Genomic DNA, 22,979 nt, shown 5'->3' with positions numbered 1-22,979 from the left:
TTACCGTAGCTGGATCAGGCCGGGCATTGTCGCATGGCCGGCCGCATTCACCGCCGCTGGGACCCTGAACGGGCCAGCGACGACGCCCGCTGGCGGTCCCGGTCCAATGACCGGACCATCCCAGGGGCAGATACGCCGGGCATGGCCCGGCGCGACCGGTCAGGCGGCCGGGAGCGTACGGGTACGCAGCAGGCGCACCAGCGCCCACACCACCAGCACCACACCGATGGCCTCGACCATCGCCAGCGCGAAATGCAGCACGCCGAGGATGGCACTCAAGCTCGACACGGCACTGAAATCACCGCTGCGGACCATCCACATCGGCAGGATGCCCGCCGCCATGCCGCCGAGGCTGGCCAGCAGCAACAGCAGCAGGCCGACCAGGGCACCGGTGCGGGTGGCATCGCGCGGTGCGCCGACCACCCAGACCAGGCCCACGCACAGCGCGATCAGCACCGGCAGGCGCACGCCCACCATGCTCAGCACCGTGACCAGCAGGGTTGTGCCGTCCATCGATCAGTCCTCGCCGGCCAGCACGGCCGAGCCCTGGCGCAGCGACTGGTAGACCTCGTCGGTCTGCGGGCGCACACCGTGCCACTGCAGGAAACTCTCAGCGGCCTGCTCGACCAGCATGCCCAGGCCATCGACCGTATTGCGGCACTCCGCGGCGCGCGCCCAGGCCAGGAAGGCGATCGCCGCTTCGCCGTAGTTGAGGTCGACGGCGGTGGTCATCGAGTTGACCAGCGACAGCGGCAGCTTGAACTCGACGTCGCGGTCGCGGCCGGCCGAGGTGGCGTTGACGATCAGTTCGAAGTCACCCAGATCACGCAGGTCTTCCCAGTAGCGGCTGATCGCGCGACCCGGCTCACCCATCGCATCGATCAGTTCATCGGCGCGTTCCGGCGTGCGGTTGACCACCACCAGCTCGGTGATGCCGGCATCAAGCAGCGCCGGGGCGACGCTGCGCGCGGAGCCACCGGCACCGATCAGCAACATGCGGCGGCCACGCAGGTCCAGGCCATGGCGGTCGGTCAGGTCACGCACCAGGCCGATGCCGTCGGTGGTGTCGCCATGCCAGCGGTCGCCCTTGCGCAGCAGCGTGTTGACCGAACCGGCGCGGCGCGCGCGTGCGGTCAGGGTGGTGCACACCGAGAACGCGGCCTCCTTGTGCGGCGAGGTGACGTTGGCGCCGACACCGCCGTCGGCGGCGAAGGCCTCCAGGCCGGCCAGGAACGCCTCCGGGGCCAGGTCGATCGCGCGGTAATCCACCGCGATGCCTTCCTGGCGACCGAACGTCGCGTGGATCTGCGGCGACTTCGAGTGGGCAACGGGGTGTCCGAAGACGGCGTAACGGTCGGTCATGGAATCCTCAAGCTGGCTAGACTGATGCTCTGTTCGTGCATGGAACCGGATGATGCGCATCACCCTGCCCCTGCTGGTGCTTGCCGCCAGTCTACTCTCTGCCCCCGTGGCGATGGCGTTGAACGAGTACGGCATCGAAGGCATGGGCGTGGTCTCGACCCGTGCCGACGAGGGCCGCGCCACGATCAGTGCCGATGGCCGGCGCATCGTCTTCGCCCGCCGCGGCGAAGCCGGCTGGGGCCTGTGGGAGGCGCGCGTGGTCGATGGCCGCTGGCAGCAGGCGCAGGCCCTGGCGGTGGGCGTGGCCGGTGAGGCCCGCGATCCGTACTTCAGCCGCGACGGCCGCTGGCTGTTGTTCGCCGCCGGCCGCGAAGGCGCGCTGGCGCTGTACCGGGCTGCAGTGGAAGCCGATGGCCGGCTGGGCAAGGCGCACCCCATGGCCGGCGACGGTGGACGCCACGAAGAGCGCGGGCCGGCCCTGAGCGCGGACGGCACGCGGCTGCTGTTTGCCCGCCAACAGGGCCGTGGCGCCGGCTGGAACCTGTTCGTGGCGACGCTGGATGCGCAGGGCATGCGCGGCCCTGCCACCGCATTGACAGCGTTGAACAGCGCCGATGACGAGACCGACGGCGACTGGCTGGGCAACGATGGCGCGGTGGTGTTCAGCCGCGGCAACGGCACGACCGCACAGGTGTGGAGCAGCGGCTGCGCGTGGAGTGGCGCGGCCCTGCAACCGTTGGGACTGTCGTTCAACCAGACCGGCGGCTGGACCGGCGCGCCGGTGATCGACAACGCCAAGCCAGGCGAAATGATGGTGGCCAGCAGCGCGGCCAGGGCACCGCGTGCCGGTGGCGTGGACGTGTACCGGTTGGCGGTGCCGAAGGTGGCGGCGGTGGCCGGGTGCGTGCGGTAGATCCACGCCGCGCGTGGATGGCGCCCGCGAAGGGGTCAGAGCCCTTTCCTGCGGAAAGGGATCCGACCCCGGGCATTGCCCGTCAGCGCGACAACACCTTGGCGCGCAACTGCTCGTACTCCATCTCGCTCAGCTGGCCATTGTCCTTGCGCTGGTTCAGCGCGGCCAGCTCGGCCTGCACGCTGTCCGGCAGGGCCTGCTCACGGGCCACGTGGCGGGCGGCGGAGAGCTGCTCCGGTGGGCGCTTGCCCGCGCGCCACGCGGCGATGAAGACACCGACGATGATGGCGCCGAACACCAGCGTGCCGGTGCCCCAGATCAGCCATTGCATCCATCCCAGTTCGGGTCCCATCGCGCAGTCCTCCGTCTATCGTGGCGCTATTGTCAGCGCTCGCGCAGCCATCGCGCCACCTGCGGCGCGAAATAGGTCAGCACGCCATCGGCACCGGCCCGCTTGAAGCCCAGCAGCGACTCCAGCACGCAGGCGCGCTCGTCCAGCCAGCCGTTGGCGAAGGCGGCCTTCATCATCGCGTACTCGCCACTGACCTGATAGGCGAAGGTCGGCACGCCGAATTTTTCCTTCACCCGGCGCACCAGGTCCAGGTACGGCATGCCCGGCTTGACCATCACCATGTCGGCGCCCTCTTCCAGGTCCAGCGCGATCTCGCGCAGGGCCTCGTCGCCGTTGGCCGGGTCCATCTGGTAGGTCTTCTTGTCGGCCTTGCCGAGGCTGGCCGCGCTGCCCACCGCATCACGGAACGGACCGTAGAACGCCGAGGCGTACTTGGCCGAGTAAGCCATGATGCGCACGTTGACGTGGTTGTCGGCATCCAGCGCACGGCGGATCGCGCCGATGCGGCCATCCATCATGTCCGACGGCGAAACGATGTCGACGCCGGCTTCGGCATGCGACACCGACTGCTTGACCAGCGCTTCGACGGTGATGTCGTTCAGTACATAGCCCTTGTCGTCGATGATGCCGTCCTGGCCGTGGGTGGTGTACGGGTCCAGCGCCACATCGGTCATCACCCCCAGTTCCGGGAAGCGCGACTTCAGCGCGCGGATCGCGCGTTGCGCCAGGCCGTCCTCGGCCCACGCCGCCGATGCATCCAGCGATTTCAGCGACGGGTCGATCACCGGGAACAGGTCGATCACCGGAATGCCCAGCTCCAGCGCCTCTTCGGCCACCTTCAGCAGTTCTTCGATCGACAGCCGCTCCACGCCCGGCATCGACGGCACTGCGGTGCGGCCGGCCAGTTCGTGCACGAACACCGGGTAGATCAGGTCGTCGGTGGTCAGCGTGTTCTCGCGCATCAGGCGGCGCGAGAACTCGTCGTGGCGCATGCGGCGCGGGCGGTACAGCGGGTGGGACATGGCAGGCTCCGAGGAGTGGCTATTGCAACAGGTAGCCCTGCGGCAGCAGGGGTTCGGGCAACGGGCGTTCGCCGAGCGCATCGAGCTGGTCGATCTCGATCGTGCGCACCAGCGCGTCCAGCGGCAGGTCGTTCGGCTCCAGGCCGAACGGGTCTTCCATTTCTTCGCCCAGCTGGTCCAGGCCGAAGAAGGCATAGGCCAGCACCGCCGACAGCACCGGCGTGCCCCAGCCCAGCGAACTGGCCAGGCCGAACGGCAGCAGCACGCAGAACATCCACGCGCAGCGGTGCAGCAGCAGGGTGTAGGCGAACGGCAGCGGCGTGGTGAGGATGCGCTCGCAGCCGGCCTGGATCGACGACATCGCGTGCAGGCGCTCTTCCAGCTGGGTGTAGAGGATGGGCTCGAGCTGGCCGGCGCGCAGCGCATGCGCCAGTTCGGCCGCGATCATCGCCAGCAGTGCATCGGGCACGTTCTCGCGCTGGCCCAGCTGTTCGCGCTGGCGCTTGTCCAGCCACGGCAGTGCTGCCAGGGCGACGATGCGACCACGCAGTCGCGCCGCCAGCGCATGGGCGAACGCGGTGGTGAGGTAGGCGACGCGACGACGACGGCCCGCGTCGTCGGCCAGCAGCAGGTTTACCTGGCGCGCCAGCGAACGCGATTCGTAGACCAGCTGGCCCCACAGCTTGCGTCCTTCCCACCAGCGGTCGTAGCAGGCGCTGTTGCGGAAGCTGAGGAAGATCGACAGCACCAGGCCAAGCAGGGTGAACGGGGTCACCGACACGCGTTCGATGCCGGTGGGGGGCGCCAGTTCGACCACCGCAGCCACGGCGATGGACAGGATCAGGATGGCCAGCACCTTCGGCGCGATCGCTTTGACGATCGAACCGCGCAGGATGTACAGAAGTTGCCAGCCGTGGGGACGGGGTCGGATGATCATGGGGCAGCCGCGCGGGGCGCGGATTCACAGGCACGCGGGGGGCTCGCGCAGCCATTCATTGTACGCCCCCGCCCGGCCATCGGCCGTGTGCCTGCGACGCCCTGTCGCACCCGGGACCGGGCTCAGACCACGCCGCCGCCCAGGCCAAGACGCAGGATGCCGACCACCACCACGATACCGTTCAGGACCAACCCGGCCCACGCCCGGCCACGCTTGCTCGGGTGGGTGAACAGGATGCCCAGCGCGGCGATGACCGCACCGACCGCGGCGAACGGGATCAGGAACCAGTTGCCCCAGCCCAGCAGCGGAATCAACGCCAGGATCATCCACAACAGCGCCAATACGCCCCACAACAGACTGATCACACCCATGCCGCTCTCCCGCAGTTGGTTCCTGGCCCCACCATAATCGTTCCCGTTGCCGCCGCCTACTGCCATTGGCGGGGCTGTCACCCGGCCCGTGCTAGCGTGCTGTCGTGCGTGCCCCGGCCCGGGTGTTGGCGCCGATTCAGAGTGGCCCGCCGATCATCGCAACCAGTCCTGCAGGGGAAGTGCCATGAACATCCGTTGGGCCGCGTTGGCGGCCACGCTGCTGGTCGCCGCCGGCTGTGCCAGCACCTCCAAGGTGATGCTGGGCCGCGCGCGCGCACCGATCGATCCGGCGCTGGTGCAGATCTATTCGACGCCACCGGCCGGCTCCCAGGAAATCGCCCAGCTGGAATCGTCTTCCGCCGTCGGCTTCGGCACCCAGGGCCAGACCGACGCCGCCGTGGCCCGCCTGAAGCGTGAAGCCGCAGCGCTGGGCGCCAACGGCGTGGTGCTGATGGGCGTGGGCAGCAGCGGTTCGCCGGTAGGCATGTCGGTGGGCGCGGGCACGTTCGGCTCGCACGTCGGTGGTGGCGTCGGCATCGGGATTCCGACCACGCAGAAGCGCGCCGCGGGCGTCGCGATCTGGGTGCCGAATCCGGCACCGCCGGCGCGGTTGCCGACACAGGTGATTACCCCGCAGCGGTGACGCAGCAGCGTCACCGGGGTAGTGCCGGCCGCTGGCCGGCACATCCCTGCAACAGCCAACACATCGCTCTGGTGGGTGCCAACCTTGGTTGGCACGAACCCACAGCGCCGACCAAGGTCGGCATCTACCAACACCGGTTGCCGGCCAGCGGCCGGCACTACCGGAGGGTGTTCAGCGCTTGTACTTCGGCACGAATACCTTGTTCACCGCGTCGGCCAGCTGGTCCGGCGGCAGCAGGCCCTGGTCGAGCAGGAAGTTGTTGAACGCCAGGCGGTCGAACTTCGCACCCAGCGCCAGTTCCGTCTGCATGCGCAGTTCCAGGATGCGGGTGTAGCCGTAGAAGTAGCTACCGGCCTGGCCCGGCATCCGCACCATGTAGCGGTCCAGTTCCTGGGTGGCCATCGCCTTGGACAGGCCGACCTGCTCCATCAGCACGCGCTCGCCGTTGGCACGGTCGGTCAGGCCGAGGTTGAGCATCGGGTCGAGCATCGCGCGCGCGGCGCGCAGCAGGCGGAACTGCAGGGCGATCATCTGCCCGTCCAACGGCTCGTACGGCACCATCTCGGCTTCGGCGTACAGCGCCCAGCCTTCCACGTTCACCGAATTGAACGCGAACATGGTGCGTGCCAGCGACACACCACGCTCGACCATCGCGGTGAACTGCAGCTCGTGGCCGGGGCGGCCTTCATGCGCGCTCAGCGTCCATGCTGCCGCACCGAAGTTGAAGTCGTCGTACTGCGCGCCCGGGCCCGCTGCCGGGTTGCCCAGCGGCAGCACGAAGGTGCCCTGCTGCCCGGTGTTGTTGACCAGCGGGGCCGGCAGGAAGTGCGGAGCCGGGCTGGCCGCACTCTCGGCGGCCGAGCCCAGGCGCATCTGCATGGCGCGCTTGGGCACGTCGACGATGGCGTGCTCGCGGATCAGCGGATCGATCGCATCGATCACCTTGCGGTAGTGACCTTCCAGATGGTCGTCGGCGATCTTGTCGGCCTTCAGCGCGCGGATCACCGCCACCGGATCGCTCGGGTCGGCCACCTTCAGCCCCTTGTCCTTCACCACCAGCGGTGCCAGCTGCTGCATCGCCGAGCGGGTTTCCATGAACTCCAGCTGCGCGCGCTGCATCAGCAGCTTCGGGTCGATGTCGATGCCGACCTGCTTGAGCTGGTAGGCGTACAACGGCGCCGGCAGGCGTGCGTCGGCACGTGCCTTCGGCAGTACCTCCTTGCGGGTCCAGGCGGCGTAGTCCTTCATCTGCCCGGCCAGCGCCTTCATTGCTTCATCGGCGCCGGCAATCTGGTACTTCTTCAGCAGCGACTCGATACCGGTGATGTAGGTCTCGACGTTGTCCAGCGACTGCTGCACTTCAATCTTCGTCGGCTGCAACAGGCTGCTGTCCTTCAGCCGTTCCTCGTAGCGCTGGCGCGCCAGCGTGGTGAAGGCGGTGCCGCCCGGCTGCAGGCCGGCATAGGCCTTGAGGCGGTCGACCGCCTTGGCCCGGCGCTCGGCCGGCACCTGGTCGGACAGCAGCAGGTTGAGGCCGCTGAACACGGTCTGCGGCGCATCGCTCCACGGCAGCAGGTACTTCTCGTTGAGCTCGCTGCCTTCGATGTTCTGGCTGGCGGCGTGGATCATGATTTCCAAGTCCTGGCGGACATTGGGATCCTTCTCGACGGCCAGCTTTGCCTTCAGTTCGTCACGTGCCTTGGCCATGGCAGCGCGGTAGCGCTTGCCGTTGTCCGGGCCGAGATCGGCCACCTTGTCGTCGTAGCCGGGCACGCCGAAGAAGCCGGTTTCCTCCGGCTGGAACGGGCCCTGGGCGTCCAGCAGAATCTGCGCCAGCGCATTGCTGCGGGCGACCCAGGCCGGGCTGGCCGGGGTGGCGGCCTTGGCGGAGGGTGCCGCCAGCGCCGGTGGTGCGGACAGCAGCGGTGCGGCAGTCAGGGCCAGGGCAACGGCGAGCGCAATCGGCTTCATGGGACACTCCAGCAAAGGGTTGCCCGCACCCTACGCGCTCACGGCGATGGCGACAATCGGTGGGAAGTCATGGCGGGCTGGTTGTGCAGCCGGGCTCTGCGGAAACCTGGCGGGAGTAGAGTCGACTGTCAGTCGACTATCGCGCGCAGCGCGGGGTTTCGCTACCTGATCGAAGAGCAGTCGACTGACAGTCGACTCTACCCGGTCGACTATCGCGCGCAGCGCGGGGGTTTTCGCTGTCTGATCGAAGAGCAGTCGACTGACAGTCGACTCTACCCCGGTCGACCATCGCGCGCAGCGCGGGGTTTTTCGCTGTCTGATCGAAGAGCAGTCGACTGACAGTCGACTCTACCCAGTCGACGTCCCGCAGTCGCCTGCGCTCGGAGGTCAGAGCACGGCGGTCAGCGGGCATTCGCCGCGATCACGGCAGGCCTTCAGCTCACACTCCTGCGCGGCCTCGTCGTCATCCAGCGCCGTCAGGTCGAAGGTCTGCTTGTCCTCGCCCAACACGTACATCACCGGGTAGTCCCACACGTCATCGCGACGGGTACCCTGCACGAACAACCGCCCGTGCGCATGCGGTCCTTCGAGGGCTACGGTCAGGCCGACATCACGCTGGCCGTTGATCGCAGTCTGCATGCTGCCCAGCGGCATCGACTCGATGTTCAACGGCTCACCGAACGCTTCCACCAGTTCAATACTGCAGCCCGCCCGCCGCAGCGCCTCGCGCATCGGCGGGCTCTCGCGTGCCGCCTCGCTCCAGCGCAGCACGCTCCAGGTCACCACACCCCCTGCACCACCCAGCACCAGCACCACCGTCAACGGCATCGCCCAGCGCCAGTGGCGGCACCACCAACCGGCGGATGCCGGGTCATGGGCGGGAATCGGCGGTGGCAGGGTCATCGGCGGGCTCCTTCCCGTTGCTGGATCAGGGCTTGAGGCAACGTCCCAGGAAGGCTTCGGCCACGCGGTAGCGATGCAGGGCATCGGCGCCGGACAGGCCATGCTTGGCACCCGGGTAGGTCATCAGCTCGAACGGCTGTGCACGCTTCTGCAACGCGCTCATCAGGCTGGTCGAATTGGTGAACAACACGTTGTCGTCGGCCATGCCGTGGATCAGCAGCAGCGGCGAGCGCAGGCCATCGATATGGGTCAGCACGCGCGCTTCGCGGTAACCCGCTTCATTGCGCGCCGGCAGGTCCATGTAGCGTTCGGTGTAATGGCTGTCGTACAGGCCCCAGTCGGTCACCGGCGCACCGGCCACGCCACAGGCGTACTGGTTCGAAGCCTTGGCCAGCAGCATCAGGGTCATGTAGCCGCCGTTGGACCAGCCCTGCACGCCGATGCGCGCCGGGTCCACCCATGGCTGCTGCTTCAGCCAGGCCACGCCGCGCAGCTGGTCGGTCACTTCCACCGTGCCCTGCTTGCCATACAGCGCACCACCGAAGTCGCGGCCACGGCGCGGGGTGCCACGGTTGTCCAGCGAGAACACCACGTAGCCCTGCTGGGCCAGGTACTGGTTGAACAGGTGGTCGCCACGGCCGGGCCAGCTGTCGGTGACGGTCTGGCTGGCCGGGCCACCATAGACGTACACGGCCACCGGGTAGCGCTTGGACGGATCGAAGCCGGCCGGCTTGATCAGGCTGTAGTTCAGCGGGGTCTTGCCGTCGGCAGCCATCAACGTGCCGAACTCCACCGGGCGCTGCGCATCGCGGTAGCGCGCATACGGATGCTTGGGATCGGCCAGGTCGTTCTCGAGCAGGGTGGCGATCTTCTCGCCATTGGCGCGGAACAGTTCGATCTGCGGCGGCGTGGTGCTGTTGGACCAGCTGTCCACGTAGACGCTGGCGTTGCGGGCGAAGCTGGCGCTGTGCATGCCCGGCGCCTTCGACAGGCGCTGTGGCTCACCGCCCTGCAGCGACACCGCGTAGATCTGGCTTTCGCGCGAGGTCTCGATGCCGGCGCGGAAGTAGGCCTTGCCAGCCTTTTCATCGACCGCCAGCAGCTCGTCTACCGGCCAGTTGCCGTGGGTCAGCGCGGTGGCCTTGCCCTTGCTGTCGATGCGGTACAGGTGCTGGAAGCCGGTGCGCTCGGACGACCACAGCACGCTGCCGTCATCGAGGAAGCGCAGGCTGTTGTGCAGCGGCACCCAGGTCGGGCTGGTCTCGTGGGCGAGCACGCGCTGGCGGTTGGAATCGAGTGCCACTTCCACCAGGTCCAGCTGCCTCTGGTCACGCGACTGGCGCTGGAAGCTCAGGTGCTGCGCATCGCGCCAGTCCACGCGGGCCAGGTAGATGTCCTGTTCCTTGCCCAGATCGACCCAGCGCGGCTGCGCGCCGGAAGCCGGTGCGATCACGCCCAGCTGCACGCGCACGTTGGCGTCGCCGGCGGCCGGGTAACGCTGTTCGATCACATCGGTGCGGTCGGCGTAGACCTCGTAGCGCTTCTGCACCGGCACCGGTGCCTCGTCGATGCGGGCGAAGGCGATGGCCGAATCGTCCGGTGCCCACCAGTAGCCGGTGTGGCGGTCCATTTCTTCATCGGCGACGAACTCGGCAACGCCGTTGCCGATGGTGGTGCTGCCGTCGCGGGTCAGCTGCAGCTGCCTGCCGCTGGCCAGGTCGATCACCCACAGGTTGCGGCCGCGGATGAAGCTGACGAAGCCGCCCTTGGGCGACAGCTTGGCGTCGGTGGCGAAGCCTTCACCATGGGTCAGCTGGCGCACCGCCGCCTGGCCCTGCTGCTTGAGGTCGTACAGGTACAGCTCGCCGCCCAGCGGGAACAGCAGGCGCTGCGCGTCCGGCGACCACTGGTAATCGACGATGCCGGTCATCGCGGCGATGCGCTGGCGCTCGCGGCGGGCCTTCTCCTCGTCGCTGAGGGTCTCGGTGCCGGGCAGCACCACCTTGGAATCAACCAGCAACCGGGTCTGGCCACTGTCGATGTCGTAGGTCCACAGGTCCAGCTGGTTGCGGTCGCTGTCCTTGCCGCGCAGGAAGCTGACCTGCGAACCGTCGGGCGCCACCTTCGGCTTCATCAGGGTTGGGCCGGACAACGGCAACGGGCCGGTGATGGCTTCCAGGGTCAGCTTTTCAGCGTGGGCGGCGGTACTGGTGGCGAGCATGAGGGCGAGCGAAGCGAACAGGTGGCGCATGGAGGATCCCGGCAAACGGCAGGTCCGCCCCCGCGATGGACGCGGAGCGGTCGTCCCCCATCCTAACCAAGCCCGTGCGGGAAGGCAGCATGACCTTCTGCCCATGCCGCGGTGCTGGGGTCAGAGCCCTTCGCGCTGCAAAGGGATCCGACCCCGAGGCGGTCAGCGCTGGCCGAACAGGTGCTTGCGCTCTTCGTCGCTGAGCGGCTTGCCGGCGTTGGGGTTCACCTGCTGGCGCAGGGCATAGGCCCGCTGGGTGGCCGGGCGTGCGGCAATGGCTTCATGCCAACGCTTGAGGTTCGGGAACGCGGTGAAATCCACCGGCAGCTTGTCGTAGGCGCCGATCCACGGGTAGCTGGCCATGTCGGCGATGGTGTACTCGTCGCCGGCCAGGAAGGCGTGCTGGGCCAGGCGCTTGTCCATCACCCCATGCAGGCGGCGCACTTCGTTGTCATAGCGCTCGATGGCATACGGCATCTTTTCAGGCGCGTATACGTTGAAGTGGCCCATCTGGCCGCTCATCGGGCCCAGGCCGGCCATCTGCCAGAACAGCCACTCCAGGGTGGTGACGCGGCCGCGGGGGTCGCTGGGCAGGAAGCGGCCGGTCTTCTCGGCCAGGTACAGCAGGATCGCGCCGGACTCGAACACGCTCTGGGGAGCACCGCCATCGGCCGGTGCCTGGTCGACGATGGCCGGCATCTTGTTGTTCGGCGAGATCGCCAGGAATTCCGGCTTGAACTGGTCGCCCGAGCCGATGTTGACCGGGTGGATGCGGTATTCCAGGCCGGTTTCTTCCAGCAGCAGGGTCACTTTGTGGCCGTTCGGGGTGGGCCAGTAATACAGGTCGATCATGGCGGCGGCTCGGGGTGCGGAAAGGAACCTGAAGTCTAGTGCGTGAGTTGGGTTGGCACCGTCATGGCGGGCCGGTAACCTCGCCTCTCCCCCGCAACGCAGCATCCCTCGCATGAGTGCAAACCGCCCGCCGCTCTCCCCCCTGTCCACGCTGATCTTCGCCTCACGCTGGCTGCAGCTGCCGCTGTACCTGGGCCTGATCGTGGCGCAGTGCGTCTACGTGTTCCTGTTCGGCAAGGAACTGTGGCACCTGATCTCGCACTCGGTGTCGATGGGCGAGCAGCAGATCATGCTGATCGTGCTGGGCCTGATCGACGTGGTGATGATCTCCAACCTGCTGGTGATGGTGATCGTCGGCGGCTACGAGACCTTCGTCTCGCGCCTGCGCCTGGAAGGCCACCCGGACCAGCCGGAATGGCTGAGCCACGTCAACGCCAGCGTGCTGAAGGTGAAGCTGGCGATGGCGATCATCGGCATCTCCTCGATCCATCTGCTGAAGACCTTCATCGCCAGCGGTGCGCTGGGCGGCATCCCGCTGTGCACGCCGGAGCAGATGAGCGTGGCCGCTGCCAACATCGGTGTCGCCCGCTGCTCGATGCTGACCCAGGATGGCGTGCTGTGGCAGACCATCATCCACTGCGTGTTCATCCTGTCGGCGATCGGCATCGCCTGGACCGACAAGCTGATGTCCAACAGCCACAGCAAGTCGCACGACAAGGCACACGACCACTGAGGTCGCCTCCACCAGCGGCTTGACCGCCGCTGCCCCATTCCGGCCACCGTCCCTTGTGCGCGGCGGTGGCCGGGATGCTAGATTGCACCCTCGCCGTTGCCGGCGGTGGCGTCGGGAAACGTCACCCTGCCGCGCCCGGACCGCAGGTCCCGGCCATGCGTATCAATGATTTACGTCACGTCGTCTTCTAGAGGGGAGCAGGATGTCGCACGTCTCAACGATCACCGCCGCGCGCCGGTGGCTGCCGGTTGCCCTGGCACTGGCACTGGCCGCCTGCTCGGGCAAGGAAGAATCCGCAGCGCCTGCTGCCGCCACGGCGCCTGCCGCTGCCGCACCCGCCGCACCGGCGGTTGCTGCCAAGGTGCAGTCCATGGGCACCGAGCAGCTGCGCGAGTCGGCCAGCCAGGCGCTGCGCGAGAACCGCATGTATGCACCGGCCGGCGACAACGCCATCGAGTACTACCTCGCCCTGCGTGACAAGACGCCGGACGACGCCTCGGTGAAGAGCGCACTGACCGACCTGCTGCCGTACACCCTGATCGCCGCCGAGCAACACCTGGGCCGCGAGGACTACACCGAAGCGCAGCGCCTGGTGGCACTGATCGAGAAGGTGGATGCATCCGCGCCGGCCCTGCCGCGCCTGAAGGACGGACTGGCCAAGGGCGTGCAGAACGCAGCCAAGCGCACCGAAGCGGAAGCCGAGAAGGCCAAGAAGGACGCCGAGGACCGCAGCAAGCAGCAGACCGAGCAGCAGCGCCTGAGCGAGCAGCGCGCCAAGGAAGCCGACGCCGCCAAGCAGATTGCCGCGCAGCAGGATGCCGCGCGCCGCGACAACGAGCGCCAGGAAGCCGAGCGCCAGGCCGCCGCCCGCCGCGAGGCCGAGCAGAAGCAGCAGCAGGCTGCCGCCCAGCAGGCCAGCGCCGCACGCCAGGCCGCCGCACCGGCAGCGCCCACCCTGCGCCCGGTCAGCACACCGGCGCCGCGCTATCCGGGCGAAGCGCTGCGTTCGGGAACCTCCGGCGAAGTGCTGGTGGAGATCACCGTCGGCACTGACGGCTCGGTGGTGAACGCTCGCGTGCTGCGCGCGACGCCGGGACGCGTGTTCGACCGTGAAGCCCTGAACGCGGTCAAGCGTTGGCGCTTCGAGCCGGTCAGCGCGCCGGTGACCACCCGCCGTACGCTGGTGTTCGCGCCGGGCAACAACTGAACGAAAAAGGGGACGGAGGGGATTAAGTCGTTTCTGCCCCTGCAATGACGCCAAGGCCCGGCATGTCCGGGCCTTGTCCGTTTCAGGCCACTCCATCGATCAGGTGTTGCAGTGCCGGATCGCGCGCCGTCAGCACCTGGAACAGGCCCAGCGCGTGCAGGCCCGGCAGCAGCGCACGCAGGTCGGCTTCCGCAGCGGAACGGGTGGCAACATCGCTGGCGGGATCCTGCCAGTCACGGACGCTGGCCAGGAAGGCGCCGACACTGCCCTTGCGCACGGTGAGGCCGTTCACCTGCACGTCGTTCTGATGGTCGGGGAGGATGTCGTGTGGCTGCATGGGGAAGCGCTCCGTTGAAGTGGGCCCCAGTGTCGGGGCCCGGAGGCGACGTTTCTGCCGTATAACTGCCAATCGATATGGCAGATCAGACAACCGCCGCATTGCTCGCCCCCGCGCTGGCCGATGCCACCGATGGACCGTCGGTGCTGGCGGCCCGGCTGCACCAGCTCGGCAAGCGTCGCACGGCCCGCCACCGACATGCGCGTGGGCAGCTGCTGGGTGCGTACCAGGGGCTGCTGCGGATCGCCGCCGACGACCTGCACTGGCTGCTGCCCGCAGGTCACGTCGCCTGGATACCGCCGTTGCTGCCCCACGCGCTGCTGGGCGCAGACGGGTTCAATGGCTGGAGCCTGTACTTCAACGCGGAGGCCTGCCTGGGTCTGCCCGCCACACCACGCATCTTCCAGCCCAATGCGCTGCTGCAGGCGGCGACAGCACGTGCGCTGCAATGGCCCCATGCGCCACTGGATGCTGCGCAGGCACGCCTGGCCGGCGTGATCGCCGATGAGATTGCCGCCAGCACGCCGCTGCCGCTGGCCCTGCCACAACCGCGTGACCGGCGCCTGGGCCGGATCGCCGCCGCGCTGGCTCGCGCGCCGCACGACAACCGCAGCGTCGAGGACTGGGCCGCCAGCAGTGGCCTGTCCGGCCGCAGCCTGGCCCGCCACTGGCTGGCCGAGACCGGCATGACGCTGAGCCAGTGGCGGCAACGCCTGCGGGTGCTGCTGGCGCTGCCACGCCTGCTGTCCGGCGAGCCGGTGATCAGCGTCGCGCTGTCGATGGGGTACGACACGCCCAGCGCCTTCATCGCCGTGTTCAAGCGCGAGATGGGGGTGACGCCTGCGCGGTATGGAAAAGGGGACGGAGGGGATTAAGTCGCTTCTGCCCTCCCCCACGCCATCTCGCGGCATCGCCTGATGCCCTTCAAGGTCACGGAGGCGGCAGTCTGATGAATTCTTGAAGCCCCGAACTGCCATGCCTCGACAAGCACGCCTGATGTTGGCCGAACAGCCGTACCACGTAACCCAGCGCGGTGTGAACAAGGGGGCGATCTTCGTTGACGATATCGACCGTCAGCTGTTTCTGCACCTGTTGCACAGCGCGTTCCTGAAGCATCAGGTCGCACTGCATGCCTACGTATTGATGGGCAATCACGTTCATCTGTTGGCCACACCTTCCACGCGTGTTGGCTTGGCGAATGCGATGCGGATGCAGGGCAACAACTATGTCCAGGCGTTCAATCAGCGGCATCAGCGCAGCGGACCGCTCTGGCAGGGCCGCTTCCATTCTTCGATGGTGGACAGCGACGCCTATCTGCTCAGCGTCTATCGCTACATCGAACTCAATCCGGTTCGTGCAGGCATGACTGCCGCCCCGGAAGATCACCCATGGTCGAGCGTGCATGGAAACCTGCAGCGGCGCCACGATCCGATGCTGACGGAACATCCCGCATTCCAGGCGCTCGCCCAGACCCAGCGACAGCGGGGAATGCTCTATGCGGAGTTTCTGCAGGACATGAACGCGTCCGCTGACCTGCCGGCAATCCGTGCGCACAGTGCCGGGCAGCATCCGTTGGGAAATGCAGCCTACCTGCGAATGGTGGAACGGACGCTGGGTCGCCCCGTGATGCTGCGCAAGCGGGGGCGCCCTCAGAAGAAGGGGGCGGAGGGTTAGAAACGACTTAATCCCCTCCGTCCCCTTTTTGCGGTCAGCCGGAGATGGCCAGGCGCTCGTTGTGATAACGGCGCACGGCGGCGAACCACAACACGGCGGCCAGGCCGAGGCTGGCGCCGAGGTAGATGGCCCAGACCGCGGGTGTGATGGTCTCGTGGCGGATCACCTTCAGCAGCATCTGGTTCTGCGACAGGAACGGCACGGCGTACTGCCACAGCTGGCTTTTCACCGGGTAGGCGATCAGCGCATAGCCCGGCAGCATCGGCAGAAGCATCAACCAGGTCATGTGGCTCTGCGCTTCCTTCATGCTCTTGGCCGCTGCGGCCAGGAAGGTCAGCAGCGAGGTGCCGATCAGCAGCATCGGCAGCATCACCAGCAGCATCTGCACCATCGCCATGATGTTCATGTTGAGCTGGCGGCCAATGTTGCCGGGGGCGATCTGCGCGCTCACCTTGAACGCGGCCAGGGTCAACAGCAGCGACGCAAAGCCGACCATGCAGGCGGCGGCGATCTTGCCGCTGACAATGGCACTGCGCGACCCCGGCGTGGCCAGCAGCGGCTCCAGCGACTGCCGCTCACGCTCGCCGGCGGTGGTGTCCATTACCAGATAGGCACCACCGAGGAACGAGGTGAGGGTCAGCAGGATCGGCAACAACGCCGACAGCATCAGGCCACGCTTGGCTTCGGCACTGGCCATGTCCTGGCTGGCCACGTCCAGCGGCCGTGCGACCTGGGCGTCGATGCCCCGCGCCATCAGCCGCAGCGCCCCTACCTGGCCGTTGTACGTGGCCAACGCCGCCTGCAGGCGCGCAGTGGGCACCTCGGCGGCACGTCGTGTGCTGTCACTGATCACCTCCACCAGCGCCGGCTTGCCATCGGCCCAGTCCCTGCCGAAGTCCGGGCTGATGCGCAGCGCCACGTCGATGTCCTGCGAACGGATGGCCTCGGCCAGGTCCTTCGGCGCAGCAGCGGTATTCAGGCCCTGGGCAGCCAGGAAGCGCACCAGGTTCGGCGCATGTTCGGCGCCGATGGTGGGAATCTGCAGCGGCTGCTCGATCTGCGTGCGCACGCGGCTTTCGGACAGCTTGCCCATGCCCAGGATCAGCAGCGGGTACAGCAGCGGCCCGAACAGCAGGGTCAGCGCCAGCGTACGCCGGTCGCGCGACAGGTCACGCAGCTCCTTGCGCATCACCGTCATCAGGGTCGACATCATGCTCATGCGTGCAGGCCCTCTTCGCTGCCGATCAGTTTCACGAACGCATCCTCCAGGTTGGATTCGCCGGACTGCGCGCGCAGTTCATCGGCGCTGCCGGCGGCCATCACCGTGCCCTTGGCGATGATCACGATGTGATCGCACAGCGCAGCCACCTCCTGCATGATGTGGCTGGACAGGATCACGCAGCGGCCTTCTTCGCGCAGGCCCAGCAGGAAGCGGCGCAGTGCGCGGGTGGTCATCACGTCCAGGCCGTTGGTCGGTTCATCGAGAATGACGTTGCGCGGGTCGTGCACCAGTGCGCGGGCGATCGCGGTCTTGGTGCGCTGGCCCTGCGAGAAGCCATCGGTCTGGCGGTCGAGGATGTCCCCCATGTCCAGCGCGTGCGACAGCACCTCGATGCGCTCGCGGATGCGCTCGGCCGACAGGCCATGCAGTTCGCCGAAGTAGGCGATGTTCTCACGCGCGGTCAGGCGCTTGTAGACGCCACGCGCGTCGGGCAGCACGCCGAGATGGCGACGCACTTCCACCGGATTGCGCGCAGCATCGACACCATCGACGCTGATGCTGCCCTGGTCGGGGGTCATCAGCGTGTACAGCATGCGCATGGTGGTGGTCTTGCCGGCACCATTGGGCCCCAGCAGGCCGGTGATGCGGCCATCCTCGGCGCGGAAGCCGACGTTGGACACGGCCTGGATACGGCCGGTGCGGGTGTCGAAGGCCTTGTGCAGGTTGTCGGCGACGATCATGGTTCCCATCCGTTGAACGAGGTGAACGCCGGCACGTAGCTCAGCGTGTCCAGGCAGCCGGCATCCAGCGCCTTGGCATCGGTCGTGTCGATGAACTGGCCAAGCAGGCGCGGCATGCAGCCGGCGGTCAGCGTGCCGTGGCCCTGGCCACGGGCAACCAGCGCGCGTCCATTGGGCAGGCCCTTGAGGACCTGCTCGGCATAGCGCGGCGGGGTCACCGGGTCCAGTTCACCAGACAACAGCAGCGCCGGTACGTCACTGCGCAGCGGCACGGCATTGGCTGCCGGTGCCGGCCGGTGCGGCCATGCCGGGCAGGCGGCAAAGAAGGAACTTGCCACGTCGTTGCCGAACAGGCGCCCGGGATCCTCGGCCGGCGCCTGGTAGCGCGGCGCGTCTTCGCTGCAGATCACCGACCAGTGCATGCCACGGTTGATCTGGAAATCCATGCTGCGGTTCGCACCGCGCGCCAACGAGGCGAGCGGCGCGTAGCGGCCGTGCGCGGCTTCATCAAGAACCAGCGGCAGCAATGAGGCGTACTGGGGTACGTAGGAAAACGCAAACGCCAGGCCCACCACGCTGTCCGGTGTCAGCACATCCTTGCGGGTGTCGTAGGTGCCGGGATCGCGATACTCGACCGGAACCGGTGCACGGCGCAGGGTCTCGACCACGCTACGCAGCTGCGCACGGGTATCGGTCGGGAAGCGCCTGCTGCAGGCAGCGTCCTTGCGGCACTGCGCCGACTGCAGGGCGATCGCGTCTTCGAACGTTCTGGCGAAATCGCCGCCCACCACCAGCTCATTCGGCACCACGCCATCGATGACGATGCTGCGGGTGTGCTGTGGATATGTACCCGCATAGCGCTGGGCCACGCGGGTGCCGTAGGACGCACCGATCAGATTGACCCGGTCCACGCCCAAGGCCTGGCGGACCGCGTCCAGGTCGGCAATGGCTTCGGTGGTGGTGTAGAAACGTGCGTCCGCACGTCCCTGCAGGGAAGCCGCGCATCGCTGGGCATAGTCGCGCAGCAAGGCCTCGGAGGGCGCCGCGTCCTCGTCCATCGGCAGTTCCTTTCCGTCCGCGCCGAGGCAGCTGAGCGGGTTGGAGCCGCCGGTGCCGCGCTGGTCGACCAGGAAGATGTCCCGCTGCTTGCGCACCTGGCGCAGCGCGGTATCGACGATGACGGCCACTTCGCTGGCGGCCTGGCCGGGGCCACCGACCAGGAAGAACACCGGGTCGGGCTGGCTGGAGCCGCTGCTGCCCGATTCCAGCCAGGCGATGCGCAGGCCGATGCGCCGGCCAGCGGGCTGGGCCCGGTCCTCCGGCACCTGCAGGGTGGCGCACTGCGCTTCCACGTTGGCACCGGCACCTACCGTGGACAGCGTGCAGGGCTGGAAGTCGATCGTGCCGAAACGGCGGCTGGGTGCATCGCTGGCGCCTTCGGCGCCGGGTGACGGTGACTGGCTGCAACCGGCAAGCATCAGGCTGGCCAACACTGCGGCCAACGCGAGGTGGTGTCTTTGCATCGTGCTCGTTTCCCCTGGAGGACGTTCCTGGCAACCACGACGGGCTGCCGCGGAAGATGTGACTCAACTTACACGGGCACGGCGTCGTCGGCGATGGGCAGACGCGAAATCTCCGCCGGCGTGGCGCAGGCCAGGCGATCGCGGCCGGCGGCCTTGGCCCGGTACAGCGCCGCGTCTGCCGCTGCCAGCAGCGTGGACAGCTCGCCCTGGCCGTCGTCCATCGCCAGGCCGATGCTGGCAGTGAACGTCACCGGCCCGGTGGCCAGCCGCGCCGGCTTCTGCTGCAGAACGGTACGGATCGCCGCAGCCCGCGCCATCGCTTCCGCCTGCGTGCTGCCGGCCAGCACCAGCACGAACTCCTCGCCACCGTAGCGGCCCAGCTGCGTGTCATGGCCCTGCAAACCGTGCTGCATCAATGCAGCGAAGTGGCGCAGTACCTCGTCTCCGGCCAGATGGCCCCAGCGATGCAGAGCAGGAAGCCAAGCGCGGTGAGGGTGGGGAAATCCAGGGACATGGGGCGCTCATCGGCCGGGGCGGCGCGCGCATCTTGGCGCCTTGTGCTGCGATCCCCGTGGCGCTGCCGGGCCCGATGAGATGCGGGGTCTGAAAACGGCGAGCACGGCGGCCGGTGCCTGCGCAGAATCCGCGGAAAACCAAGGAGACGCCCATGCATGCGTGGTACCTCGGTGGCATCGACCACCGCCCGTTCCTGCACCTGTTCGAAAAGAGCGACACCGCGCTGGCTGCGCTGGGCATCCGGCGTCGCTGGGCCGGCGAATCAGGAGGACACCCCTGCCGGATCAGCCTGAGCGATCCGCCCGGTGGCAGCGAGCTGCTGCTGTTGTCCCATGTGCACCTGCCCCTGCACTCGCCGTATCACGCCTCGGGCCCGATCTTCGTACAGCGTGGCGTGACCCGTTGCGTGCTGCCGCCAGGCGAGGTGCCCCCGTATGTGCAGCGCCGGATGATCTCGTTGCGCGCCTATGACCAGGCTGCATTGATGCTGGCCGCCGAGATCAGCGCAGGCACGGATGTCGGCGCTCGGCTGGACGCGCTGTTTGCCGACCCTGCCGTGGCCTTCGTGCAGCTGCACAACGCGGCCCACGGCTGCTTCTCGTGCCAGGCGGATCGCGTCGGCATGACACCGACATGGCCGGATCTCCACGACGTGATCGTTGCCACGCCGGACACGTGATCGCCAGCGCATCCGTTCAGGCCCACGTGAAGCCCGCGGGAAGGGCTTCACACCCACAGTCACGGATCAGCATTTCCATGGTTCCGCACCCGGCACCGCAACTCGATACTCGCCATGGTGCCGCCGAAAGTCCGCCGCGCAGCGCAACTCTGCGGTCACCGCTCTCTTTCGACGACCACAAGGAAGCGCCATGTCATTCCGATCCACACCGCTGCTGCTGGCCACCTCGTTCGCCGCTGCAGGCCTGTGCCTGGCCGGCAACGCGTTCGCCCACGGCACCATGACCACGCCGGTCAGCCGCGTCTATGCCTGTTTCCAGGGCAATCCGGAGAACCCGACCAACCCGGCCTGCGCTGCCGCGAAAGCGGTGGGCGGATCGCAGGCGTTCTACGACTGGAACGGCATCAACCAGGCCAACGCCAACGGCAACCATCAGGCGGTGGTGCCCGACGGCAAGCTGTGCAGCGGCGACAATGCCACCTTCCGCGGCCTGGACGTGAACCGCAGTGACTGGCAGACCACGCCGATCCACGCCGATGCCAATGGCAAGTTCACCTTCGTGTTCAAGGCAACCGCGCCGCACGCCACGCGCGACTGGCGCTTCTTCGTCACCCGCGACGGCTGGCAACCGGGCAGCCCGTTGCGTTGGGCCGACCTGCAGGAGTTCTGCACGCTGGGCAATACACCGCTCTCTGCCGATGGCACCTACAAGCTGCAGTGCACGCTGCCGCAGCGCACCGGCCAGCATGTGATCTACAACACCTGGCAGCGCTCGGATTCGACCGAAGCGTTCTACACCTGCATGGACGTACGCTTTGAGGGCAGCGGCGGTGGTACGACGCCGGCACCGCAATGGCAGGATGCCGGCCCGGTCACCGCCCGCGGTGAATTGCCGGTCGGTACGACGCTGGCACTGCGCGTGTTCAATGCCAGCGGCAACGATGTCGAACGTGTGGAAGCGACGCTGACCAGCGGCCAGACCTCGGCCGCGCAATGGCCCTTGGCGCTGGCCCGCAAGGTCAATGCCAGTGCCCGGCATGCGCGCGTGGGCGTGCTTGCCAATGGCGTGATCACGCCGTCGGCGTCGGCCACCGACAATCGCGTGTACCTGAAGGACGGCAACCGCTTCCAGCTCGATACCCAGGTGCCGGACCCGGGTACGCCATCGCCGGGTGGTGATTTCGACCACGTGTACCCGGCGGGCATCGGCAGCTATGTGCCGGGCCAGACCGTGGTGAAGAGCAGCGACGGCAAGCTGTATGCCTGCCGCCCGTTCCCGGAGGGTGCATGGTGCAACGTCAATGCCGAGGCCTACCGGCCGGGCGTGGGCGCGGCCTGGCGCGATGCGTGGATCGCGTACTGACGCAGTGATGTGGGAGGCGGTGCACATCACACCGCCTCCTGGCTCCCCTGCCGCGCAGTGGGGCGCGCGTTGCAGAAACAGAGGAACCCAGCAGCCTTTCAAACTTGTCTGATGGGCATATGGCGGCTACATGGGAAGACTCCGCGAGGTTTCCAACACTTCGCAAAGGAGTTCCTGCATGCACCTGTCCCATCGGGCCGTCCTCGCACTGTCCGCCGTTGTCGGCCTGGCACTGTCCGGCAACGCCTTCGGCCACGGCACCCTGTCCAAGCCGCTCAGCCGCGTGAAGCAGTGCCACGAGGGCAATCCGGAGAATCCGACCAACCCGGCCTGCGCCGCCGCCAAGGCCATCGGCGGCGCCCAGCCGTTCTACGACTGGGCCGGTGTCAACCAGGCCAACGCCAACGGCAACCATCAAGCGGTGGTTCCAGATGGCGAGTTGTGCAGCGGCGGCAACAGCAAGTACCGCGGCCTCGATCTGAACCGCAGTGACTGGCCGACCTCGCCGATCCGCGCCGATTCGCGCGGGCGCTACACCTTCGAGTTCAAGGCACCGGCGCCGCATGCTACCCGCGAGTGGAAGTTCTACGTCACCCGCGACGGCTGGCAGCCGGGCAGCCCGCTGCGCTGGGCCGACCTGCAGGAATTCTGCACGCTGGGCAACGTGCCGGTCTCCGGCGACGTCTACAAGCTGGATTGCCCGCTGCCCAAGCGCAGCGGCCAGCACATCATCTACAACACCTGGCAACGCTCGGATTCCGGTGAAGCGTTCTATACCTGCGCGGACGTGCGCTTCGAAGGCGGTGGTGGCGTTGAACCGCCGCCGCAGTGGCAGGACGCCGGCCCGGTCACCGCCCGCGGTGCGTTGGAAGAAGGCACCACCCTGACGCTGCGCGTGTTCAACGCCCAGGGCAATGATCTGGAGCGTCCGGAGATCACCCTGGCCGCAGGCCAGACCGCTGCGAACCAGTGGCCGCTGGCGCTGGCCCGCAAGGTCAACGCCAGTGCACAGCAGGCGCGTGTGGGCGTGATGAGGAACGGCGTGATCACGCCGGTCGCCTCGGCCACCGAGAACCGCGTCTACCTGAAGCCGGGCAACCTGTTCCAGATCGATACCCGCCTGCCGGGCCCGGTCGATCCGGTCGATCCGCCGCCGGGTGACGACTACGACTTCGTGTATCCGGCCGGTATCGGCAGCTACACGCCGGGCGAAACCGTGGTCAAGGGCACCGACGGCAAGCTCTACGCCTGCCGGCCGTTCCCGGAGGGTGCGTGGTGCAACATCAACGCCGATGCCTATCGCCCGGGCACCGGTTTCGCCTGGCGCGATGCCTGGGTCGCGTACTGAGGCAGGGCACCGGGGGCGGCGTGGCGCCGCCTCCGGTTCTTGGAGTTGCCGGCCAGCGGC

At 67.8% G+C, this 22,979-nt stretch carries 24 protein-coding genes; 9 read left to right on the top strand and 15 right to left on the bottom strand.

Translation table 11 applies throughout. From position 1 onward, the window contains the following. Positions 1-159: 159 nt before the first annotated feature. Both AC5P7E_RS19025 and aroE read right to left on the bottom strand, forming a co-directional pair. On the bottom strand, positions 160-513 hold the full coding sequence (locus AC5P7E_RS19025) for a hypothetical protein (protein ID WP_005411542.1): 354 nt from the start codon (positions 511-513) through the stop codon (positions 160-162). 3 nt (positions 514-516) lie between these two features. Beyond that, a complete protein-coding gene (aroE, locus tag AC5P7E_RS19020; protein WP_033833778.1) occupies positions 517-1,362 on the bottom strand; it encodes a shikimate dehydrogenase in 846 nt (281 codons plus the stop codon). A gap of 49 nt (positions 1,363-1,411) precedes the next feature. Here aroE and AC5P7E_RS19015 point away from each other — a divergent pair, with 49 nt between their 5' ends. Then, positions 1,412-2,275: a TolB-like translocation protein gene (locus tag AC5P7E_RS19015; RefSeq protein ID WP_012481557.1), complete on the top strand. Its 864-nt coding sequence runs from the start codon at positions 1,412-1,414 to the stop codon at positions 2,273-2,275. 82 nt (positions 2,276-2,357) lie between these two features. Here the strand turns inward: AC5P7E_RS19015 and AC5P7E_RS19010 are convergent, their stop codons facing one another. The 4 genes from AC5P7E_RS19010 to AC5P7E_RS18995 all read right to left on the bottom strand — a co-directional run bounded on the left by AC5P7E_RS19010 (position 2,358) and on the right by AC5P7E_RS18995 (position 4,957). Then, on the bottom strand, positions 2,358-2,627 hold the full coding sequence (locus AC5P7E_RS19010; RefSeq protein ID WP_005411545.1) for a hypothetical protein: 270 nt from the start codon (positions 2,625-2,627) through the stop codon (positions 2,358-2,360). Between the two features lie 32 nt (positions 2,628-2,659). After that, positions 2,660-3,649, bottom strand: coding sequence for a porphobilinogen synthase (gene hemB / locus AC5P7E_RS19005; RefSeq protein ID WP_005414824.1), 990 nt, complete (start codon positions 3,647-3,649; stop codon positions 2,660-2,662). 19 nt (positions 3,650-3,668) lie between these two features. Continuing rightward, complete coding sequence (locus tag AC5P7E_RS19000) at positions 3,669-4,586, bottom strand: bestrophin family protein (RefSeq protein ID WP_005411547.1); 918 nt, start codon at positions 4,584-4,586, stop codon at positions 3,669-3,671. Positions 4,587-4,708: 122 nt separating this feature from the next. After that, positions 4,709-4,957: a hypothetical protein gene (locus AC5P7E_RS18995; protein WP_005411548.1), complete on the bottom strand. Its 249-nt coding sequence runs from the start codon at positions 4,955-4,957 to the stop codon at positions 4,709-4,711. A gap of 184 nt (positions 4,958-5,141) precedes the next feature. Between AC5P7E_RS18995 and AC5P7E_RS18990 the strand changes: the two genes are divergently transcribed. Further along, positions 5,142-5,600, top strand: a complete 459-nt coding sequence (locus tag AC5P7E_RS18990; RefSeq protein ID WP_005411549.1) for a hypothetical protein — start codon at positions 5,142-5,144, stop codon at positions 5,598-5,600. A 171-nt stretch (positions 5,601-5,771) separates the two neighbouring features. Here AC5P7E_RS18990 and AC5P7E_RS18985 read toward each other — a convergent pair whose 3' ends face one another. The 4 genes from AC5P7E_RS18985 to AC5P7E_RS18970 all read right to left on the bottom strand — a co-directional run bounded on the left by AC5P7E_RS18985 (position 5,772) and on the right by AC5P7E_RS18970 (position 11,577). Further along, a complete protein-coding gene (locus AC5P7E_RS18985) occupies positions 5,772-7,571 on the bottom strand; it encodes a DUF885 domain-containing protein (protein WP_005411550.1) in 1,800 nt (599 codons plus the stop codon). A 387-nt stretch (positions 7,572-7,958) separates the two neighbouring features. Then, positions 7,959-8,474 carry a cytochrome c oxidase assembly factor Coa1 family protein gene (locus tag AC5P7E_RS18980; RefSeq protein WP_088912421.1) on the bottom strand — a complete coding sequence of 172 codons (516 nt, stop codon included), beginning with the start codon at positions 8,472-8,474 and terminating at the stop codon, positions 7,959-7,961. Between the two features lie 25 nt (positions 8,475-8,499). Continuing rightward, positions 8,500-10,725 carry a S9 family peptidase gene (locus tag AC5P7E_RS18975; RefSeq protein ID WP_076739704.1) on the bottom strand — a complete coding sequence of 742 codons (2,226 nt, stop codon included), beginning with the start codon at positions 10,723-10,725 and terminating at the stop codon, positions 8,500-8,502. A 162-nt stretch (positions 10,726-10,887) separates the two neighbouring features. Then, positions 10,888-11,577 (bottom strand): glutathione binding-like protein, encoded by a 690-nt coding sequence (locus AC5P7E_RS18970; protein ID WP_076739703.1) that lies wholly within the window; start codon positions 11,575-11,577, stop codon positions 10,888-10,890. A 112-nt stretch (positions 11,578-11,689) separates the two neighbouring features. On the opposite strand from AC5P7E_RS18970, the gene AC5P7E_RS18965 reads away from it, so the two are divergent. Then, a complete protein-coding gene (locus tag AC5P7E_RS18965; RefSeq protein ID WP_005411554.1) occupies positions 11,690-12,310 on the top strand; it encodes a TIGR00645 family protein in 621 nt (206 codons plus the stop codon). Positions 12,311-12,512: 202 nt separating this feature from the next. After that, positions 12,513-13,517, top strand: coding sequence for an energy transducer TonB (locus tag AC5P7E_RS18960; RefSeq protein ID WP_005414830.1), 1,005 nt, complete (start codon positions 12,513-12,515; stop codon positions 13,515-13,517). Between the two features lie 82 nt (positions 13,518-13,599). On the opposite strand, the gene AC5P7E_RS18955 is transcribed toward AC5P7E_RS18960, so the two are convergent. Further along, complete coding sequence (locus tag AC5P7E_RS18955; protein WP_059035827.1) at positions 13,600-13,854, bottom strand: hypothetical protein; 255 nt, start codon at positions 13,852-13,854, stop codon at positions 13,600-13,602. A 77-nt stretch (positions 13,855-13,931) separates the two neighbouring features. On the opposite strand from AC5P7E_RS18955, the gene AC5P7E_RS18950 reads away from it, so the two are divergent. Together AC5P7E_RS18950 and AC5P7E_RS18945 are read left to right on the top strand one after the other, a co-directional pair. Further along, the gene (locus AC5P7E_RS18950) at positions 13,932-14,729 is read left to right on the top strand and encodes a helix-turn-helix domain-containing protein (protein WP_076739702.1); all 798 of its coding nucleotides are present in this window, start codon (positions 13,932-13,934) and stop codon (positions 14,727-14,729) included. A 100-nt stretch (positions 14,730-14,829) separates the two neighbouring features. Next, the gene (locus tag AC5P7E_RS18945) at positions 14,830-15,528 is read left to right on the top strand and encodes a transposase (protein WP_012481563.1); all 699 of its coding nucleotides are present in this window, start codon (positions 14,830-14,832) and stop codon (positions 15,526-15,528) included. A 34-nt stretch (positions 15,529-15,562) separates the two neighbouring features. Here AC5P7E_RS18945 and AC5P7E_RS18940 read toward each other — a convergent pair whose 3' ends face one another. The 4 genes from AC5P7E_RS18940 to AC5P7E_RS18925 form a co-directional block, all read right to left on the bottom strand. Continuing rightward, entirely contained in the window at positions 15,563-16,747 is a 1,185-nt protein-coding gene (locus AC5P7E_RS18940) for an ABC transporter permease (RefSeq protein WP_012481564.1), read from the bottom strand. After that, positions 16,744-17,490 (bottom strand): ABC transporter ATP-binding protein, encoded by a 747-nt coding sequence (locus AC5P7E_RS18935; RefSeq protein WP_005411560.1) that lies wholly within the window; start codon positions 17,488-17,490, stop codon positions 16,744-16,746. The genes AC5P7E_RS18940 and AC5P7E_RS18935 overlap by 4 nt, the downstream gene beginning before the upstream one ends. Further along, on the bottom strand, positions 17,487-19,013 hold the full coding sequence (locus tag AC5P7E_RS18930; protein ID WP_099473834.1) for an alpha/beta hydrolase: 1,527 nt from the start codon (positions 19,011-19,013) through the stop codon (positions 17,487-17,489). Before AC5P7E_RS18930 ends, AC5P7E_RS18935 begins: the two co-directional genes overlap by 4 nt. Before the next feature lie 68 nt (positions 19,014-19,081). Then, positions 19,082-19,465 carry a GGDEF domain-containing protein gene (locus AC5P7E_RS18925; protein WP_258870650.1) on the bottom strand — a complete coding sequence of 128 codons (384 nt, stop codon included), beginning with the start codon at positions 19,463-19,465 and terminating at the stop codon, positions 19,082-19,084. Between the two features lie 215 nt (positions 19,466-19,680). On the opposite strand from AC5P7E_RS18925, the gene AC5P7E_RS18920 reads away from it, so the two are divergent. The 3 genes from AC5P7E_RS18920 (at position 19,681) to AC5P7E_RS18910 (ending at position 22,919) form a co-directional block, all read left to right on the top strand. Further along, positions 19,681-20,208, top strand: coding sequence for a DUF1203 domain-containing protein (locus AC5P7E_RS18920; RefSeq protein WP_049403666.1), 528 nt, complete (start codon positions 19,681-19,683; stop codon positions 20,206-20,208). A gap of 190 nt (positions 20,209-20,398) precedes the next feature. Continuing rightward, positions 20,399-21,571, top strand: coding sequence for a lytic polysaccharide monooxygenase (locus tag AC5P7E_RS18915; RefSeq protein WP_099473836.1), 1,173 nt, complete (start codon positions 20,399-20,401; stop codon positions 21,569-21,571). Positions 21,572-21,749: 178 nt separating this feature from the next. Then, positions 21,750-22,919, top strand: coding sequence for a lytic polysaccharide monooxygenase (locus tag AC5P7E_RS18910; RefSeq protein ID WP_099473838.1), 1,170 nt, complete (start codon positions 21,750-21,752; stop codon positions 22,917-22,919). The last annotated feature ends 60 nt before the right edge of the window (positions 22,920-22,979 follow it).

It is taken from the genome of Stenotrophomonas sp. YJH_SMC_25 (assembly GCF_059369595.1).
The sequence above is the reverse complement of the archived record's forward strand: the minus strand, read 5'-3'. Positions and strand labels throughout refer to the sequence as shown.

Coding starts and splice junctions, on each gene's coding strand:
- AC5P7E_RS19025 (WP_005411542.1), bottom strand. CDS start 513: ATGGACGGCACAACCCTGCTGGTCACGGTGCTGAGCATGGTGGGCGTG.
- aroE (WP_033833778.1), bottom strand. CDS start 1,362: ATGACCGACCGTTACGCCGTCTTCGGACACCCCGTTGCCCACTCGAAG.
- AC5P7E_RS19015 (WP_012481557.1), top strand. CDS start 1,412: ATGATGCGCATCACCCTGCCCCTGCTGGTGCTTGCCGCCAGTCTACTC.
- AC5P7E_RS19010 (WP_005411545.1), bottom strand. CDS start 2,627: ATGGGACCCGAACTGGGATGGATGCAATGGCTGATCTGGGGCACCGGC.
- hemB (WP_005414824.1), bottom strand. CDS start 3,649: ATGTCCCACCCGCTGTACCGCCCGCGCCGCATGCGCCACGACGAGTTC.
- AC5P7E_RS19000 (WP_005411547.1), bottom strand. CDS start 4,586: ATGATCATCCGACCCCGTCCCCACGGCTGGCAACTTCTGTACATCCTG.
- AC5P7E_RS18995 (WP_005411548.1), bottom strand. CDS start 4,957: ATGGGTGTGATCAGTCTGTTGTGGGGCGTATTGGCGCTGTTGTGGATG.
- AC5P7E_RS18990 (WP_005411549.1), top strand. CDS start 5,142: ATGAACATCCGTTGGGCCGCGTTGGCGGCCACGCTGCTGGTCGCCGCC.
- AC5P7E_RS18985 (WP_005411550.1), bottom strand. CDS start 7,571: ATGAAGCCGATTGCGCTCGCCGTTGCCCTGGCCCTGACTGCCGCACCG.
- AC5P7E_RS18980 (WP_088912421.1), bottom strand. CDS start 8,474: ATGACCCTGCCACCGCCGATTCCCGCCCATGACCCGGCATCCGCCGGT.
- AC5P7E_RS18975 (WP_076739704.1), bottom strand. CDS start 10,725: ATGCGCCACCTGTTCGCTTCGCTCGCCCTCATGCTCGCCACCAGTACC.
- AC5P7E_RS18970 (WP_076739703.1), bottom strand. CDS start 11,577: ATGATCGACCTGTATTACTGGCCCACCCCGAACGGCCACAAAGTGACC.
- AC5P7E_RS18965 (WP_005411554.1), top strand. CDS start 11,690: ATGAGTGCAAACCGCCCGCCGCTCTCCCCCCTGTCCACGCTGATCTTC.
- AC5P7E_RS18960 (WP_005414830.1), top strand. CDS start 12,513: ATGTCGCACGTCTCAACGATCACCGCCGCGCGCCGGTGGCTGCCGGTT.
- AC5P7E_RS18955 (WP_059035827.1), bottom strand. CDS start 13,854: ATGCAGCCACACGACATCCTCCCCGACCATCAGAACGACGTGCAGGTG.
- AC5P7E_RS18950 (WP_076739702.1), top strand. CDS start 13,932: ATGGCAGATCAGACAACCGCCGCATTGCTCGCCCCCGCGCTGGCCGAT.
- AC5P7E_RS18945 (WP_012481563.1), top strand. CDS start 14,830: ATGCCTCGACAAGCACGCCTGATGTTGGCCGAACAGCCGTACCACGTA.
- AC5P7E_RS18940 (WP_012481564.1), bottom strand. CDS start 16,747: ATGAGCATGATGTCGACCCTGATGACGGTGATGCGCAAGGAGCTGCGT.
- AC5P7E_RS18935 (WP_005411560.1), bottom strand. CDS start 17,490: ATGATCGTCGCCGACAACCTGCACAAGGCCTTCGACACCCGCACCGGC.
- AC5P7E_RS18930 (WP_099473834.1), bottom strand. CDS start 19,013: ATGCAAAGACACCACCTCGCGTTGGCCGCAGTGTTGGCCAGCCTGATG.
- AC5P7E_RS18920 (WP_049403666.1), top strand. CDS start 19,681: ATGCATGCGTGGTACCTCGGTGGCATCGACCACCGCCCGTTCCTGCAC.
- AC5P7E_RS18915 (WP_099473836.1), top strand. CDS start 20,399: ATGTCATTCCGATCCACACCGCTGCTGCTGGCCACCTCGTTCGCCGCT.
- AC5P7E_RS18910 (WP_099473838.1), top strand. CDS start 21,750: ATGCACCTGTCCCATCGGGCCGTCCTCGCACTGTCCGCCGTTGTCGGC.